This window comes from Microbispora sp. GKU 823, from assembly GCF_002027145.1.
GTDB lineage: Bacteria > Actinomycetota > Actinomycetes > Streptosporangiales > Streptosporangiaceae > Microbispora > Microbispora siamensis.
Window position 1 is genome coordinate 64,032 of sequence record NZ_MWJN01000012.1, and the last position, 14,492, is coordinate 78,523.

Annotated in this window: 11 protein-coding genes and 2 pseudogenes; 6 read left to right on the forward strand and 7 right to left on the reverse strand. The window is 74.0% G+C overall.

The window, feature by feature from the left end; translation table 11 throughout:
* Positions 1-9: 9 nt before the first annotated feature.
* From B1L11_RS09415 to B1L11_RS09425, 3 genes are all read right to left on the reverse strand, one after another.
* The gene (locus B1L11_RS09415; protein ID WP_079314132.1) at positions 10-1,392 is read right to left on the reverse strand and encodes a uracil-xanthine permease family protein; all 1,383 of its coding nucleotides are present in this window, start codon (positions 1,390-1,392) and stop codon (positions 10-12) included.
* Positions 1,393-1,540: 148 nt separating this feature from the next.
* Entirely contained in the window at positions 1,541-1,768 is a 228-nt protein-coding gene (locus B1L11_RS09420; protein WP_256862361.1) for an RNA-binding S4 domain-containing protein, read from the reverse strand.
* A gap of 17 nt (positions 1,769-1,785) precedes the next feature.
* Positions 1,786-3,363 (reverse strand): PucR family transcriptional regulator, encoded by a 1,578-nt coding sequence (locus B1L11_RS09425; protein ID WP_079314168.1) that lies wholly within the window; start codon positions 3,361-3,363, stop codon positions 1,786-1,788.
* A 265-nt stretch (positions 3,364-3,628) separates the two neighbouring features.
* On the opposite strand from B1L11_RS09425, the gene B1L11_RS50155 reads away from it, so the two are divergent.
* Both B1L11_RS50155 and B1L11_RS50160 read left to right on the forward strand, forming a co-directional pair.
* The gene (locus tag B1L11_RS50155) at positions 3,629-4,165 is read left to right on the forward strand and encodes a hypothetical protein (protein WP_256862362.1); all 537 of its coding nucleotides are present in this window, start codon (positions 3,629-3,631) and stop codon (positions 4,163-4,165) included.
* A complete protein-coding gene (locus B1L11_RS50160) occupies positions 4,135-4,533 on the forward strand; it encodes a DUF2877 domain-containing protein (protein ID WP_256862363.1) in 399 nt (132 codons plus the stop codon). Before B1L11_RS50155 ends, B1L11_RS50160 begins: the two co-directional genes overlap by 31 nt.
* 256 nt (positions 4,534-4,789) lie before the next feature.
* On the opposite strand, the gene B1L11_RS50165 is transcribed toward B1L11_RS50160, so the two are convergent.
* Positions 4,790-4,975: a hypothetical protein gene (locus tag B1L11_RS50165; RefSeq protein WP_256862364.1), complete on the reverse strand. Its 186-nt coding sequence runs from the start codon at positions 4,973-4,975 to the stop codon at positions 4,790-4,792.
* 86 nt (positions 4,976-5,061) lie between these two features.
* Between B1L11_RS50165 and B1L11_RS50170 the strand changes: the two genes are divergently transcribed.
* The 4 genes from B1L11_RS50170 to B1L11_RS09450 all read left to right on the forward strand — a co-directional run bounded on the left by B1L11_RS50170 (position 5,062) and on the right by B1L11_RS09450 (position 9,652).
* Positions 5,062-5,904: a hypothetical protein gene (locus B1L11_RS50170; RefSeq protein WP_256862365.1), complete on the forward strand. Its 843-nt coding sequence runs from the start codon at positions 5,062-5,064 to the stop codon at positions 5,902-5,904.
* Positions 5,905-5,938: 34 nt separating this feature from the next.
* A complete protein-coding gene (locus B1L11_RS09440) occupies positions 5,939-7,324 on the forward strand; it encodes a DUF1116 domain-containing protein (RefSeq protein ID WP_079314133.1) in 1,386 nt (461 codons plus the stop codon).
* Between the two features lie 152 nt (positions 7,325-7,476).
* Positions 7,477-8,943 (forward strand): serine/threonine-protein kinase, encoded by a 1,467-nt coding sequence (locus B1L11_RS09445; RefSeq protein WP_079314134.1) that lies wholly within the window; start codon positions 7,477-7,479, stop codon positions 8,941-8,943.
* Complete coding sequence (locus tag B1L11_RS09450) at positions 8,909-9,652, forward strand: hypothetical protein (protein WP_079314135.1); 744 nt, start codon at positions 8,909-8,911, stop codon at positions 9,650-9,652. Before B1L11_RS09445 ends, B1L11_RS09450 begins: the two co-directional genes overlap by 35 nt.
* A gap of 27 nt (positions 9,653-9,679) precedes the next feature.
* On the opposite strand, the pseudogene B1L11_RS09455 reads toward B1L11_RS09450, so the two are convergent.
* The 3 genes and pseudogenes from B1L11_RS09455 to B1L11_RS09465 form a co-directional block, all read right to left on the reverse strand.
* A pseudogene (locus tag B1L11_RS09455) lies at positions 9,680-11,304 on the reverse strand (bifunctional 3'-5' exonuclease/DNA polymerase).
* Positions 11,305-11,356: 52 nt separating this feature from the next.
* Positions 11,357-12,856 carry a metallophosphoesterase gene (locus tag B1L11_RS09460; RefSeq protein WP_079314136.1) on the reverse strand — a complete coding sequence of 500 codons (1,500 nt, stop codon included), beginning with the start codon at positions 12,854-12,856 and terminating at the stop codon, positions 11,357-11,359.
* A 19-nt stretch (positions 12,857-12,875) separates the two neighbouring features.
* A pseudogene (locus B1L11_RS09465) lies at positions 12,876-14,472 on the reverse strand (FAD-binding oxidoreductase).
* Positions 14,473-14,492: the final 20 nt, after the last annotated feature.

Sequence of the window (14,492 nt, forward strand, 5' to 3'; positions counted from 1 at the left end):
GCGGGCCGTTCAGACGGCCGGGTCGCGTTCGAGCCCGATCTCCCCACCCGTGACCTCCTTCGCTCGTCTGCCCGCGATCGCGCGGAGCAGGTGATAGCCGGCGAGCACCACGATCGTGCCGAGCGCGATCCCGGCGAGCGAGAAGTCGCCGGTGATCTGGTGGGTGACCGGCCCGATCGCGAGGATGATCCCCGCGCCGATCGGAACCATGTTGACCGGATCGGCGAAGTCCACCCGGTTCTCCACCCAGATCTTCGCGCCGAGCAGACCGATCATGCCGTAGAGGATGACCGTGACGCCGCCGAGCACACCGCCGGGCGTGGCGGCGACCAGCGCGCCGAACTTGGGGCAGAGGCCGAACAGGATCGCGATGACCGCGGCGATGTAGTAGGCGGCCGTCGAATAGACCCGGGTGGCCGCCATGACGCCGATGTTCTCCGCGTACGTCGTGGTGGGCGAGCCGCCGACGGCGGTCGCGACCGCCGTGCCGACGCCGTCGGCGATGATCGCCCTGCCCATCTGGGGGTCCACGTCGGCGCCGGTCATCTGGCCCACGGCCTTGACGTGGCCGACGTTCTCCGCGATCAGAGCGATCACGGCGGGCAGCACCACCAGCACTGCCGACGCCTGGACCGACGGCGCGTGGAAGTGCGGCAGGCCGATCCAGTCGGCGTCGGCGACGGCCTGGAAGCTCACCCGGGGGTGGGTGTCGATCTTCCCGGTGCCCGCGTTGTAGGCGGTGATGTTCCCGAAGACCTTGTCGGCGAGCCAGGAGACGACGAACCCGAAGATCAGTCCCAGCAGGACGCCGATCCGGCCGAGGAAGCCGCGGAACAGGACGATGAACACGAAGGTCGCCAGCATCGTGATCAGCGCGATCCACGGGTCCTGCGGCCAGTAGACGTCGGCCACCACGTACGCCAAGCCGAAGCCGATCAGCATGACGACCGCGCCGGTCACGACCGGCGGGAAGATCCGGTGGATGATCTGCACGCCGAGGACGTGGATCACGACGCCGCACACCGCGAGCACCAGGCCGGCGACGAGGATGGAGCCGGTCACGACCTTGTCGGCCGCCGGGGTGTCGCCGCCGAACGCCGCCCGCACGGCCACCACCCCGCCGACGAACGACGCCGACGTGCCCAGGTAGCTGGGGATCCGCCCCTGGGTGAAGAGCAGGAACAAGATCGTCGCGACGCCCGACATCATCACGGCCGTGTTCGGGTCCAGCCCCATGACGAGGGGGAACACGAAGGTCGCGCCGAACATGGCGATCACGTGCTGGGCGCCGATGCCGACCATGCGGGGCCAGCTCAGCCTCTCGTCCGGTTTGACGACCTCTCCGGGGGCCAGCCCTCTCCCGTCGCCGTGCACTGTCCATCTAAAAGCCATGTACGCCCCTCTTGCTCACTGGGCCGTGGGCCGGTCGGCCACCCCGCAGGCGTCCCTCCGCGGCGCTTCTAGACCGTTTGGGGCACTTTAGGACTGGCGTGCGCGACAGACATGGGCATGATCTGCCAAACCGGCGAGCTCCTGGGCGTCATACCACACGGATCCTGTACCCCTCGCCGGTGACGACCTGGCCCGCCCGGATTTTGCAGGCCTTGCGCAACTCCACGCGTCCGTCGACGCGCACCCGGCCCTCCGCGATGAGGTGCTTGGCCGCGCCGCCGCTGTCGGTGATCTGGCAGAACTTGAGGAGATCGCAGAGCGGGATGTAGTCGCCGTCCAGCTCGAAGGTGATCGCTGGGGCCTTCGCGTCGTTCACGACGCCAGCCTAGATAGTCAGATCCCCCTCATGCGCAGGACGTGCAGGGCGAGGGTGAGGTTGAGCCGCAGGTGCGCGTCCTCGGTGAAGTTGCCCAGCATGCGCTCCAGCTTCCCGATCCGGTAGCGCAGGGTGTTGTAGTGGAAGTGCAGCCGGCGCGCCGTCTCGGCGACGTTGAGGTTGGTCTCCAGCAGCGCCTGCAGGGTCCGGCGCAGATCGGCGTTCTCCGCGTCGTCGTCCCCCGCCAGCGGGCCCAGGGTCTCGCGGACGAAGGCGTGCAGTTCGTCGGTGTCGTTCACCAGCGAGAGCAGCCGGTAGACCCCCAGCTCGTCGAAGTGGGCGACCGCCCCCGCCCCGTGGAGCTGGCGGCCCACCCGGGCGGCCTTCAGCGCCTGGCCGTACGCGCCGGGCAGGGCGTCCACGCCGGAGGCGACCCGGCTGAGGCCGGTGGAGAACGTGCCGTCGGAGACGGCGGCGAGCGCGTCCCTGGCCACCTTGGCCGGGTCGGCCGCCGCCCCGACGATCGCCACGACCTCGTGGGAGAAGCCGGCGACCGCGCCGCGCGGGTCGTGCTTGCGCACCGACGCCTGCCACGCCGCCAGCATGCGGTCCTGGACCGGTCGTTCCTCGGCGTCCGGGTCGATCTCGGCGACCAGCACGCTCACCGGGCGCTCCAGGTCCCAGCCGAACGCCTGGGCGCGCTCGGCCACCCGCAGCCCGCCCCTGCCGGTGAGCACGTCGCGCAGGAAGTCGGCGCGGTATTTGCTCTCGACGGCGGTAACCGCCTCCTGCTTGGTGATCACCAGCGCGGCGACGGTCGCGGCGCGTTCCAGGATGCCGATGTCGCTGGGGGTCAGCGTGCCGTTGGCGCTGTAGGCGGCGATCCTCCCGTGGTGGTGCCCGCCCGCGACGATCGGCACCGCCGCGTAGTGCCCGTCGCCGGCCGCGGGCGTCGCCGCCGGCGTCCGCGCGAGGGCCGCGTTGATCTCCCGCAGCCGCGCCACCTGCGCGGACTCCCCGGCGGCCGCGAGGAGATGACCGGCGGCGTCGGTCGCCCCCACCGCCACCTGCAGCAGCCCGGCCACCTCCGCCGTGACCTCCCGCATCCCGCCCCCGGCCAGCACGATCTGCACGAGCGCCCGGTGCGCCTCCTCCGTACGGGCGAGGATCGCCGCCTGCCGGTTGAGGATGTCGGTGAGCACCTGGTTGAGGATGTCGTCGAAGCCCACGTCGTTGGGCAGCAGGATCAGCGGGAAGCCCAGCCGGTCGGCCTGCTCGACCATCTCCCCCGGGAGCTCGTCCAGGTAGCGGCCGAGCTTGATCGCCAGGGCGGCGAGGCCGCGCTCGTCCAGGTCGGCCACGAGCCGGTCGAGCGACTGCGGCGTGTTGCGCAGCGGGTAGCCCGTGGTGAGCAGCAGCTCGTGCGGCTTCACCCAGGCGAGGATGTCGGGCACCTCCATCACGTTGAGGCGCTGCACGATGCGGTCGAGGCCGCTCCGTCCGGCGATCAGGCGGGCGTCCGCCAGCGTCGAGACCCCCAGCACCTCGCCCACCGACACGCCGTGGAGGATCGTTCCCGTGCTCGCAAGGCGCATGGCGGGCGGGGCCGGGTCGTTCTGCAAGGCCGTCTCCGAGAATGCCGTCACCGGGGGTCGCGACGTCCTCGGGTCCATCGGTCGCTCACCGCTCCTCGTCCGCTACGCGGGCCGCTCGTACCTCCCGGGACGTCTCAGGCCGATTGTGCACGACCGCGGTCCTGTCAGGAAGAGCCAAGCATTCGGCCGACTGTTGGCATCTTTCTCCGTACGGAGGGGGGAGACCGGGCCTTAGCGTCGGCAACGACTGGCTTCGGGAGGTCCGGTGAGTGTTGGCACGCGCCCGAGAGGGCGGCGGGCGACGACGCCCGCGTCCCGCCCCCCGGCGGCCCCGACCTACGTGAGCGGCGCCGCGAGCGTGGCCGTACGGCCCGCGCTCGAGGCGCCCCGCCGCCCGGCCAGAGTGCTCGCGGTCTTTCCCCTCGCGCTCTACCTGGAGATCAGGAGCGAGGCCGAGCCGCACGTCGTCGCCGTGGTGACGGGCGAGGCCACCCGCCTGCCCAACGCCGTGGTGCTCCCCGAACGCCTCGGCGGAGTGTCCGCAGGTGACGACGCCTGGGTCGGCGAGGGCACCGTCGAGGTCGGCGGCGTGTCGATCTGCGTGCGCCGCTGGTGGGACCCCGCTCCCCCGCTCGGCCCCGCCGACCCCGCACGGCTCGCGCCCGCCCTCGGCCTGCTCGGCCGTGCCCGCGCGGCCTCGCCCCGGCGGCGGGACTGGACCCGGGACGGCGCCCCCGCGCTGCTCGACGCGGCTGCCGGGCCGGTTCGCTGGTGGAGAGCATCACCGCGGCCGAGCGGCTGATCGGCCTCGGCCCCGGGCTGACGCCGAGCGGCGACGACATGCTCGCCGGCCTGCTGGTCGCGCTGCGGCACCTCGGCGCGGCGGCGGGGGTGCCGCGCGCCGTCTGGCTGGCCGACTGGCTCGCCGCTGCGGTCACCTACGACGCCCGCACCCGGACCACGCCCATCTCGGCCACCCTGCTGCACTGCGCCGCCAGGGGCGAGGCGAGCCCGGAGGTCACCGGGGTGCTGCGCGGCGTGGCCGGGCACCAGCCGCTGGAACCCGCCGTGCACCGCCTGCTCCGCCTCGGCCACACCTCGGGCGCCGACCTGGCCTGGGGGGTGCAGATCGGCCTGTCCGCCGTCCTCGCCCATCGGGAGGGCCAGTGAACGACCCTGTGAACGACCTGGTCGAGGTGCGCCCCGGGGTCTACCGCGACTCCGTGACGCTGATGCGGGTGAGCCGGGCGCTGACCGACCGCCCCGGAGTGACCGTCGCCGTCGTCGCGATGGCCACCGAGCTCAACCTGGGCCTCGCCCGCGATCTCGGCTTCGCGGTTCCGCCCGCGACGCCCGGCGACCTGCTGGTGGCGGTCCGGGCCGCCTCGCCGGCGGAGCTGGAGGACGCCGCCGCAGAACTGGAGCGTCAGCTCGCCGCACGGGCGCCGGCGAGCGGGACGCGGGGCGAGGCGCCGCCGCGCACGACCCGGTCGGCGGCGCGGGCCTTCGATGCGAGCCTGGCGCTGGTGAGCGTGCCGGGCGAGCACGCCTTCGCCGAGGCGCTCGACGCCGTGGAGGCCGGGCTCTCGGTAATGATCTTCAGTGACAACATGCCGGTGGAGCAGGAGATCCTGCTCAAGGACCGGGCGCGGGCCAAGGGCGTGCTCGTGATGGGGGCCCGACTGCGGCACCGCGGTCGTGGGCGGGGCCGGCCTGGGCTTCGCCAACGTGCTGCGCCCCGGGCCCGTCGGCGTCGTGGCCGCCTCGGGGACCGGCGCCCAGCAGGTGACGAGCCTGCTCGACCTCGCCGGCGTCGGCGTGTCCCACGTGCTCGGCGTGGGCGGCAGGGACCTGTCCGCGGAGGTGGGCGGGCGCTCGGCCGTGCAGGCGCTGCGCGCGCTCGACGAGGACCCCGCCACCGAGCTGATCGTGCTGGTCTCCAAGCCCCCCGCCCCCGAGGTGGCCCGTGCCGTACGGGACCTCGACCTGGCGACGCCGGTCGTCGCCGCGCTGCTCGGTCCGGGGCAGGACGACCTGACCACCGCCGCGGAGAAGGTGCTGCGGGCCCTCGGTCGCGACGTGCCCGAGTGGCCGTCCTGGCCCGCCCCCGCGAGTCGGCCGAACACGGCGGGTGCCCTGCGGGGGCTCTACGCCGGCGGCACGCTGTGTGCGGAGGCGGCCCTGCTCGCGGGCGCCGGCGACTTCACCGACTTCGGCGACGACTCCTACACCCGGGGCCGCGCCCATCCCATGATCGACCCGGCGCTGCGCCTGGAGGCGCTGCGTGGCGTCGCCTCAGGCGTCGTGCTGATGGACGTCGTGCTCGGGCACGGCGCCGACCCCGACCCGTCCTCCTGGCTCGCGCCCGCGATCCGCGACGCGGTGGCCAGGGGCGTCGACGTGGTCGTGGCCGTCGTCGGCACCGACGGCGACCCGCAGGGGCTGCGCGCCCAGGCCGCCCGGCTGAACGAGGCCGGGGCGGCGGTCTTCACCTCCAACGCCGCGGCCGCCCGGCACGCCCGCCTCCTGGCGGGCGGGTGACGGGCGTGGCCGCGCCGACCCCGATCGGAGCCCGATGACCCTCTCCATGCTGTACGGCGAGCCGCGCGTCATCACCGTGGGCGCGCAGGTGCTGGGCGAGGCGCTGGACCGGCAGGCCGTGCCGCGGCGGGAGGTCGACTGGCGGCCGCCGCTGCCGGGCGCCTCCGGGGCCCTCGCGCGGGTGCTGGCCGACCCCCGGCGCGAGAGCGCCAACGCGACCGCCGTCGGGAGGATGCTGTCGGCCCGGCCCATGCTGACCGGCGTACGTCCGGCGCGCGAGGTCCTCGGCCTGAAGGCCGGGGAGTTCTTCCACGCCGGTCCGCCCATCACCTGGGAGCGGGCCTCCGGCCCGATGCGAGGGGCGCTCGTCGGGGCGATGCTGTTCGAGGGCCTGGCGGCCACCCCCGAGGAGGCGGAGGACCGCCTGGCCTCCGGCGCGGGGATCACGCTCGACTCCTGCCACCACCACCGCACGGTCGGCCCGATGGCGGGGGTGGTCAGCCCGTCCATGTGGATGCTGGAGGTCGCCGACGCCGAGCACGGCGGCACGGCCTACTGCTCGCTCAACGAGGGGCTGGGCAAGGTGCTGCGCTACGGCGCGTACGGGCCCGAGGTGATCGAGCGGCTGCGCTGGATGGGCGAGGTGCTCGGGCCGGCGCTGGCCGCGGCGCTGGAGCGGTGCGGCCCCCTCGATCTGCGCACGCTCATCGCCCAGGCGCTGCAGATGGGCGACGAGCTGCACAACCGCAACCGCGCCGCGACGTCCCTGCTGGTGCGCGAGATCGCGCCCGCGGTCGTGGAGGCGGCCCCGGACCACGCGGCCGAGGTGCTGCGATTCATCAATGGAAATGATCATTTCTTCCTGAACGCGGGAATGGCGGCGGCGAAAGTCAGCGCCGACGCGGCGCGCGGAGTGCCCGGATCGAGCCTGGTCGTGGCGATGGCGCGCAATGGAACCGATTTCGGAATACAGGTGTCGGGCCTCGGCGACCGGTGGTTCACCGGCCCCGCCGGCGTGCCCGACGGCCTGTACCTCGGCGGGTACGGCCCGGACGACGCCAACCCCGACATCGGCGACTCCACGATCACGGAGACGGCGGGCCTCGGCGGCTTCGCCATGGCGGCGGCCCCCGCGATCGTCCGGTTCGTCGGCGGCGAGGTGTCCGACGCGGTGGCGGCCACGACCTCGATGTACGAGATCACCATGGCCGAGCACCCGGCGTACCAGATCCCGGGGCTGGGCTTCCGCGGCACGCCGGCGGGCATCGACGTCGCACTCGTGGCGAGGACCGGTCTGCTGCCCGTCGTGAACACCGGAATCGCGGGCAGGATCGCCGGAACCGGGCAGGTGGGAGCGGGTCTGGTCAGTCCGCCGGCCGGGGCCTTCACGGCCGCCCTCGACGCGCTGGCCGACGGATGAATTCCCTTTGACCGTCATCAGACCGTAATATCGTCGTCAACCTCAGATATCCGATGCAATTCGCACGGTCCGTTCGGGGGATCTTGCGGAGCGAGCGTGAATTGGGGACCTTATCTATGACGACCGATCGCCTGCTCGGTATGGTCCCCCCTATGCCAGAGGGTCAGGGACCTGTGGGCCGCGTCCCCGCGGGAGGCGCCCCCGAAGGGCAGGGACGTCTCGTCGGCCGGCGCTACCGGCTGCTGTCCCCGGTGGGCCGCGGCGGCATGGGGATGGTCTGGCACGCCCACGACGTGCTGCTTGACCGGGACGTCGCGGTCAAGGAACTGCTCCTGCCGTTCGGGCTCGACAACGCCGGCGCGCAGACCGCCCACCGGCGCATGCTGCGCGAGGCGCGCTCGGCCGCGCGGCTCAGCCACCCCGGCATCGTCACCGTCCACGACGTCGTCGAGGAGGACGGGCGGCCGTGGATCGTCATGGAGCTCGTCCGCGCCTGGTCCCTCGAGCAGGCCGTACGGCAGAGCGGGCCGCTGCCGGTCGTGCAGGCCGCCGAGATCGGCATCCGGGTGCTCGACGCGCTGCGGCACGCCCACGCCGCCGGCATCCTCCACCGGGACGTGAAGCCCGGCAACGTGCTGCTCACCGCCGACCGCGTGGTGCTCACCGACTTCGGCATCGCCGCCATCGAGGGCGACGTCACGATCACCCAGACCGGGCTGCTCATGGGCTCGCCCGCCTACATCCCGCCGGAGCGCCTGCAGGGCCGCCCGATCACCCACGCCGCCGACCTGTGGTCCTTCGGCGCGACGCTGTATGCCGCCGTGGAGGGCCGCCCGCCGTACGAGGGTCCCGACGCGGTCGCCGTGCTCGGCGCGGTGCTGACGCAGGAGCCCAACCGGCCGCGCCGGGCGGGCGCGCTGCTGCCGGTCATCGAGGGCCTGCTCCGCAAGAACCCGGCCGACCGCCTCCCGGCCGCGCAGGTCGCGGAGATGCTGGAGCGGGTGCTGCACAGCCACGGCGCGGGGCTGCCGGGACGCGCCGGGACGCCGACGTCGGTGCCGACCCCGCAGGACTCCACGCCCGCGGGGCTGCTGCCGCCGCTCGACATCCCCTCGGGGGCCGCTGCCCTCGCGCATCATCGAGACGCCCTCGGGTCCGGTCCGCGTGCCGCTCACGGCGGAGAGCCTGCCCGCGGGCGCGACCCGCCCGGCGCCGCCGCTTCCCGTCCCGCGGAGCCCCGCGCCGGCGACCCGGCGTACGAGCCTCCGGGCGCGTTCGGGCCGGTGAACGCCTTCGGGCAGACCCCTTCCTTCGACACGGGCTTCGACCCGCTGTCGTCTCCCTCGGGGTCGACGCACGCGCCCGAGCGGCCGAAGGAGGCCATGTGGCCGACGCCCACGCCGGGCGACATGCCCGGCGACCTGGGCGGGACGACGCAGCCGCCGTACCGGCCCGGGCAGCACGCGGCACCCCAGCAGACGGGACCACAGCACGCGCGGCCCCAGCAGACGGGACCGCAGCACGCGGCGCCCCCGCAGGCCGCCGCCAGGGGGGGCCGCCGCGCAGACCGTGTCACCGCAGACCATGCCCCCGCAGACCGTCTCACCGCAGGCCGGTGACTCCGGCCCGGTCGAGGACGCCACGGGCCCGCACCGGCCCGGGGTGGGGCGCAGGCGCAAGGATCGGGCCGACACGGTCCCCGACGGCGAGGGCCGGTCGAAGGTCCTGCTCGCCGTCGCCGCCGTGGCCGTGGTCGCGGTGATCGTCGCGATCGTGTTCGTACTGCTGCCGAGCGGCCCGGACGAGGCCGTGGTGTCCCAGCAGGACGGCAGGTCGGGCGCCACCCTCACGCCCAGCGGCGCCGCCACGCCGACCGCGCGCCCGCTGTCGGCCGTACGCGTGCCCGAGGGCTACCGCCTGCTGACCGAGGGCGGGGTGTCCCTGGCGGTGCCGAAGGACTGGACCGCCGCGACCGACGGCGGGGTCGTCAGGCTCACGGGCCCGAAGGACAGTGGGCAGAGCATCACGATCAAGAGGATTCCCGACGGAAGCCTCGCGGCGCTGCGGTCCGCCGAGCAGAACCTGGACATCAAGGACTTCACCGACTACACGCAGGTCCAGCTTCGCCAGGTGGACTACCGCTACCCCGCGGCCGACTGGGAGTACACCTACACCAACACCAGCGAGGTCACCGTCCACGCGGTCATCCGCTACCTGGAGACGGGCGAGCGCGCCTACGCGATCATGTTCGCCTCGCCCGACTTCGACTGGAACGAGTCCGCCGCACCGGTACGCCAGGCCCTCTGGAGCACCTTCCGCCCCGCCTGACGCCCACGGCTTGTCCCACCGGCCGGGTCACTTGGCGTCGGCGTAGCAGGTGACGGCCACCGCCTCCATCGGGAAGCGGACCGTGGTGTCGCCGAACAGCAGCCGGGTCGCCTCCTCCGCCGCGCGGCCGACGGCCTCGCGACCTCGCCCGCCACGTCGAGCGGGCAGTGCACCATCACCTCGTCGTGCTGGAAGAACACCAGCCGGGCGGGGTCGGGCAGCAGCCCGCGCAGCACCGCGAGGAGCGTCAGCGCCCACTCGGCCGCCGTGGCCTGCACGACGAAGTTGCGGGTGAACCTCCCCCGGTCCCTGGCCGCCCTGGCGCCCTCAGGACCGGCCACCAGGCGCCGCCACCGCTCCGACGGGGGCGGGCACGTGCGGCCCAGCCACGAGCGGACCAGCCGCCCCTCCTCCCCCGCACGGGCCGCGTCCTCCACGAACGCGTACGCCTTGGGGAACCGCTGCCGCATCACGGCCAGCAGCTTGGAGGCGTCGCCGCTGGTCCCGCCGTACATGGCGGACAGCATGGCGATCTTGGCCGACTCGCGGACCCCGCCGAACGCCTGGGCCAGCGCGGCGTACAGGTCGATCTCCCCGGCCGCCCGCGCGAGCCCCCGGTCACCGGACAGCGCGGCCAGCACCCGGGGTTCGAGCTGCGCGGCGTCGGCGACCACGAGCGTCCAGCCGTCGTCGGCCATCACGACCCTGCGCATGACCTTGGGGATCTGCAGCGCGCCGCCGCCGCTGGTGGCCCACCGGCCGCTCACCACCCCGCCCACGACGTACTCGGGCCGGAAGCGGTCGCCGCTGACCCACTGCGCGGCCCAGGTCCAGCCGTGGAAGCTGTACAGACGGGCCAGTTCCTTGTACGCCAGGAGCGGCGCGACGGCCGGATGGTCGACCGTCTTCAGCACGTGGGAGCGGGTGGACGGGATCTCGATCCCCGCGGTCTTGAACGCCCGGACGATCTGCTGCGGGGAGTCGGGATTGACCAGGTGGCCGAAGGCTGCCGACACCTCGTCGGCCAGGGCCTGGAGCTTCGCGGGCCGCATGCCGTGGGCCGGGCGTGGCCCGAGCAGGTCGGTCAGCAGCGCGTCGTGGACGTCCTCGCGCCACGGCATGCCGTCGTGGGCCATCTCCGCGGCGATGAGCGCACCGGCCGACTCGGCGGCGACGAGCAGGCGGAACCGCCCGGGATCGGGCGTGCGCGCGACGCGGCGGCGCTGGTCCTCGAACACCTCGGCGACCATGTCGGCCTCGGGCACGCCGTTCCCCGGCGGCGCCGGGTCGAACAGGCTCGCCTGCGTGCCGCCCGCCTGATGCGCGTCAGAGGCCTCGTGGGGGTCGTCGGGCACCGGGAGGCCGTGGAGGCGCGCGTAGGCCGCCTGGACCCGTCTGGGCTCCCCGTAGCGCCCGTCCGACGCCAGCAGCAGGTTCTCGGTGAGCGCGACGTCGTGGCAGCGCGACAGCCGTACGCCTGCGGACAGGAGCGCCGGGTAGACGCGGCGCGCGTCGGCCCACACCCAGCGGGGCCGCTCGGCGGCCTCCAGCGCGCGCACGGCCGCCGCGAGATCGGAGACCCGGCTCGCCGGCCCGCCGAGGGGCTTGACGGTGCCGCCCCCCTCGGCGTCGGCCGCCACCACAACGTGCACCCCACCAGCGTGCCAGGCGGCGCCGACAATTCCCCAACCGCGCCCCGGCCGGTCAGAGCGGGATCTCGACCTCGTCCTCCAGTGGCGGCTCCTCCTCCTGCGGGAGGCAGCCCGTCGCGGCGAAGCAGCGCAGCCGGAGCGTGTCCCCGGTGACCGACAGGTGGAGGAAGCTCTTGAAGAAGGGCGGGGTGTCCCAGTCGGACAGTTCGGAGATGTACCGGTGGAATACCCGCCCCACCGGCAGGCGGAACGGCATCGGCCAGCCGCCGAGCAGCCGGGCCGCCCACTTCACCCGCGTGCCGATCGGCGCCCCCGGCGTGGGCCGGGGCGGGGTGTTGCCGATCTGCCGCGACATCAGGGCCAGCCCCTCCTCGGGGGTGATGTAGAGGCCGCGCAGCCGCAGCCTCCTGCTGTAGAGCAGGCTGTAGAAGGACAGCGAGTCGCCGCGCAGCGGATAGCACTTGAAGTCGTCCTCGTGGACGCCGCCGGCGTCCACCCGGGAGATGGTGTGCGTGGCGTGCATGAACGCCCCGCCGCCTCCGGACACGACGTACTGGATGAGCCGCCCCTCCGCCCGGACCGGGTAGCGCTGGTAGTTGTGCACGTCGCCGCCGATGGCCGCGACGTAGTTGTGCGCGGGGTCGCGGACCACGTCGTCCACCGTGCCGCCGCCCTCGATCTCGCACGGGTGGTAGGCGTTGTTGACGTAGATCGGCTTGCCGGTGATCAGGACCTTGGGCCGGGGGTCTGCGGAGACCCGGCGCAGCCACTCCCCCTGCTCGCGGTCGAGGGTGCCCTTGATCCCGGTGTCGATGCCGACGAGCAGCAGGCGGCCGGTGTCGATCACCCAGTACGGCCCCGGCAGCGCCGGGCCCGGGTTGGGCCGCATCTTCCTGGCCTCGGCGAGGGCGTCCTCGTCGATCGTCTCCGGCTTCTTCCACAGCAGCCCGCGCAGCCCGTCGGGCGACAGCCGGAAACCACGCTGTTCCGCCGACAGGGGGTGGGCGTCGCAGAAGACCCGCATGAAGCCGCCGAGCCCGTCGTACCAGTCGTGGTTGCCGGGCACGGCGAAGATCGGGGCCGGGTAGTCCTTGTAGGGCCGGAAGAACTTGTCGCCGTACTCGTTGCCCGACCCGGTCGGGTAGATCACGTCGCTCGCGATGACGGCGAACGAGGTGTCCGCGCCGAGCTTGAGCAGCCCGGGCACCACCGCGTACTGCGAGGCGTCGCCCTCGCCGGTGTCGCCGAGCACGAGGAACGAGAACTCCTCCCCCAGGTCGAGCCTGACGCGGAAGTCCGGGTCGGCGCCGCGGTCGCGCTGGGCCGCCACCCAGCGGCGGCGCACCTGCGGCGAGGGGTCGCCGAACAACTGGGCGAGGACCTCGTTGCGGGACCGCCACAGGGTCGCGGGGTTCAGCCAGGTGAAGGAGTTCCGGTTGGGCCGCAGCGCGTCGAACGTGCCGATCTGCGGGCAGTCCCAGCCCGCTCCGGCCTGCGAGACCCGTGACGAGACCTGCTTCCCCCGCGCGGCGGCCGCGCCCACATCGACCATGGGAACAATCTTGACGTTTCTACGGGATCAGCACACCCGGGTTGAGGATCCCGGCGGGATCGAGCCGTTCCTTGATCCCCCGCAGGATCTCGCCGCCCAGGTCGCCGATCTCCGCGGCGTACGCCTCGCGGTGGTCGCGGCCGACGCCGTGGTGGTGCGAGATCGTGCCGCCCGCCCGCACGATCGCCTCGTTCGCCGCGCGCTTGGCCGCCGCCCACTGCCCGAGCGGGTCGCCGGTCTGCGCGGTCACCACGGTGAAGTACAGCGAGGCCCCGGTGGCGTAGACGTGGGAGATGTGGCACATGACCAGCGGCGCACCCAGCGGCGAGTTCAGCGCGCCGAGCAGGGCCAGCCGTACGGCGTCGTACAGGCGCGGCAGGTTCGACCAGAAGCACGCGGTCTCCAGCGTCTCCACCGTCGCCCCCGCGGCCAGCAGGGAGTCGCGCAGGTAGGGGGCGGAGAACCGGCCCTGCGCCCACTTGTCCCCCGGCTCCGACCCCAGGTGCACGCCGCCCGCCTCGACCAGCGCGGCGGCGGCCAGGTCCCGCCGGTGGGCCACGTCGCCAGGGGAGCCCTCGAAGCCCGCCACCAGCAGGCAGCCGGAGTCGCGCCCGGCCGCGCCGAGGTCGGTGGGCTTCGCCAGCCCGACCATGGTCTCGGTCTCGTCCGACAGCCTCAGCACCGTGGGCGGCGGGCCCTCCTGCTGCGCGAGCCGCCGCAGGGCGGCCGTGCCCTCGGCGAAGGTCGCGAACCGCCAGCCCTCGTACGTCCTGACGGCCGGGGCCCGGCGGACGCGCAGCCGCAGCGAGGTGATCACCCCGAAGGCGCCCTCCGAGCCCAGGAACACCTGGCGCAGGTCGGGCCCGGCGGCCGACCTGGGCGCACGGCCGATCTCCAGGGTGCCCCGGGGCGTCGCCACGGTCATGCCGGCGACCATGTCGTCGAACCTGCCGTACCCGGCCGAGGCCTGCCCGCTGGACCGGGCCGCCGCGAACCCGCCCAGCGTCGCGTACTCGTACGACTGGGGGAAGTGCCCGAGCGTCAGCCCGTGCGCGGCGAGGAGCTGCTCGGCCTGCGGCGCGCGCAGGCCCGGCTCCAGCTCGGCGACCATGGACACGGGGTCGACGGAGACGAGCCGGTTGAGCCGGGCCAGGTCGAGCGCGACCACGCCCGTGAAGCCCCCCTCGGAGCCACACCGCGCCGCCACGAGGCCGCCGACCACCGAGGTGCCCCCGCCGAACGGCACCACGGCCACCCGCCGCTCCGCGCACAGGCGCAGCACGGCGGCCACCTCGTCGTGCGAGTCAGGGAGCACGACGGCGTCGGGCGCGTCCGAGGCGTCCCCCGCGCGCATGAGCAGCAGGTCGGGGGTGGACTTGCCCCGGGTGTGGCGGATGCGGGCGTCGTCGTCGGCCCGCACGTGCTCGTCCCCCCACGATCGCGGCCAGCTCGGCCAGGACGGGCGGCGGCAGCGCCACCGGCGGCAGCCGCACCTCGCCGAACGTCGCCGCCGGTGTGGCGGGCGCCCGGACGCCGAGGAGTTCCGCCAGCAGGTCGCGCACCGGCGCGGGCAGCTCTGCGGCCTTGGCGGGATCGCCCCAGCCCGACCAGAGCATGGGTTCCGCCGGAGTGAGAG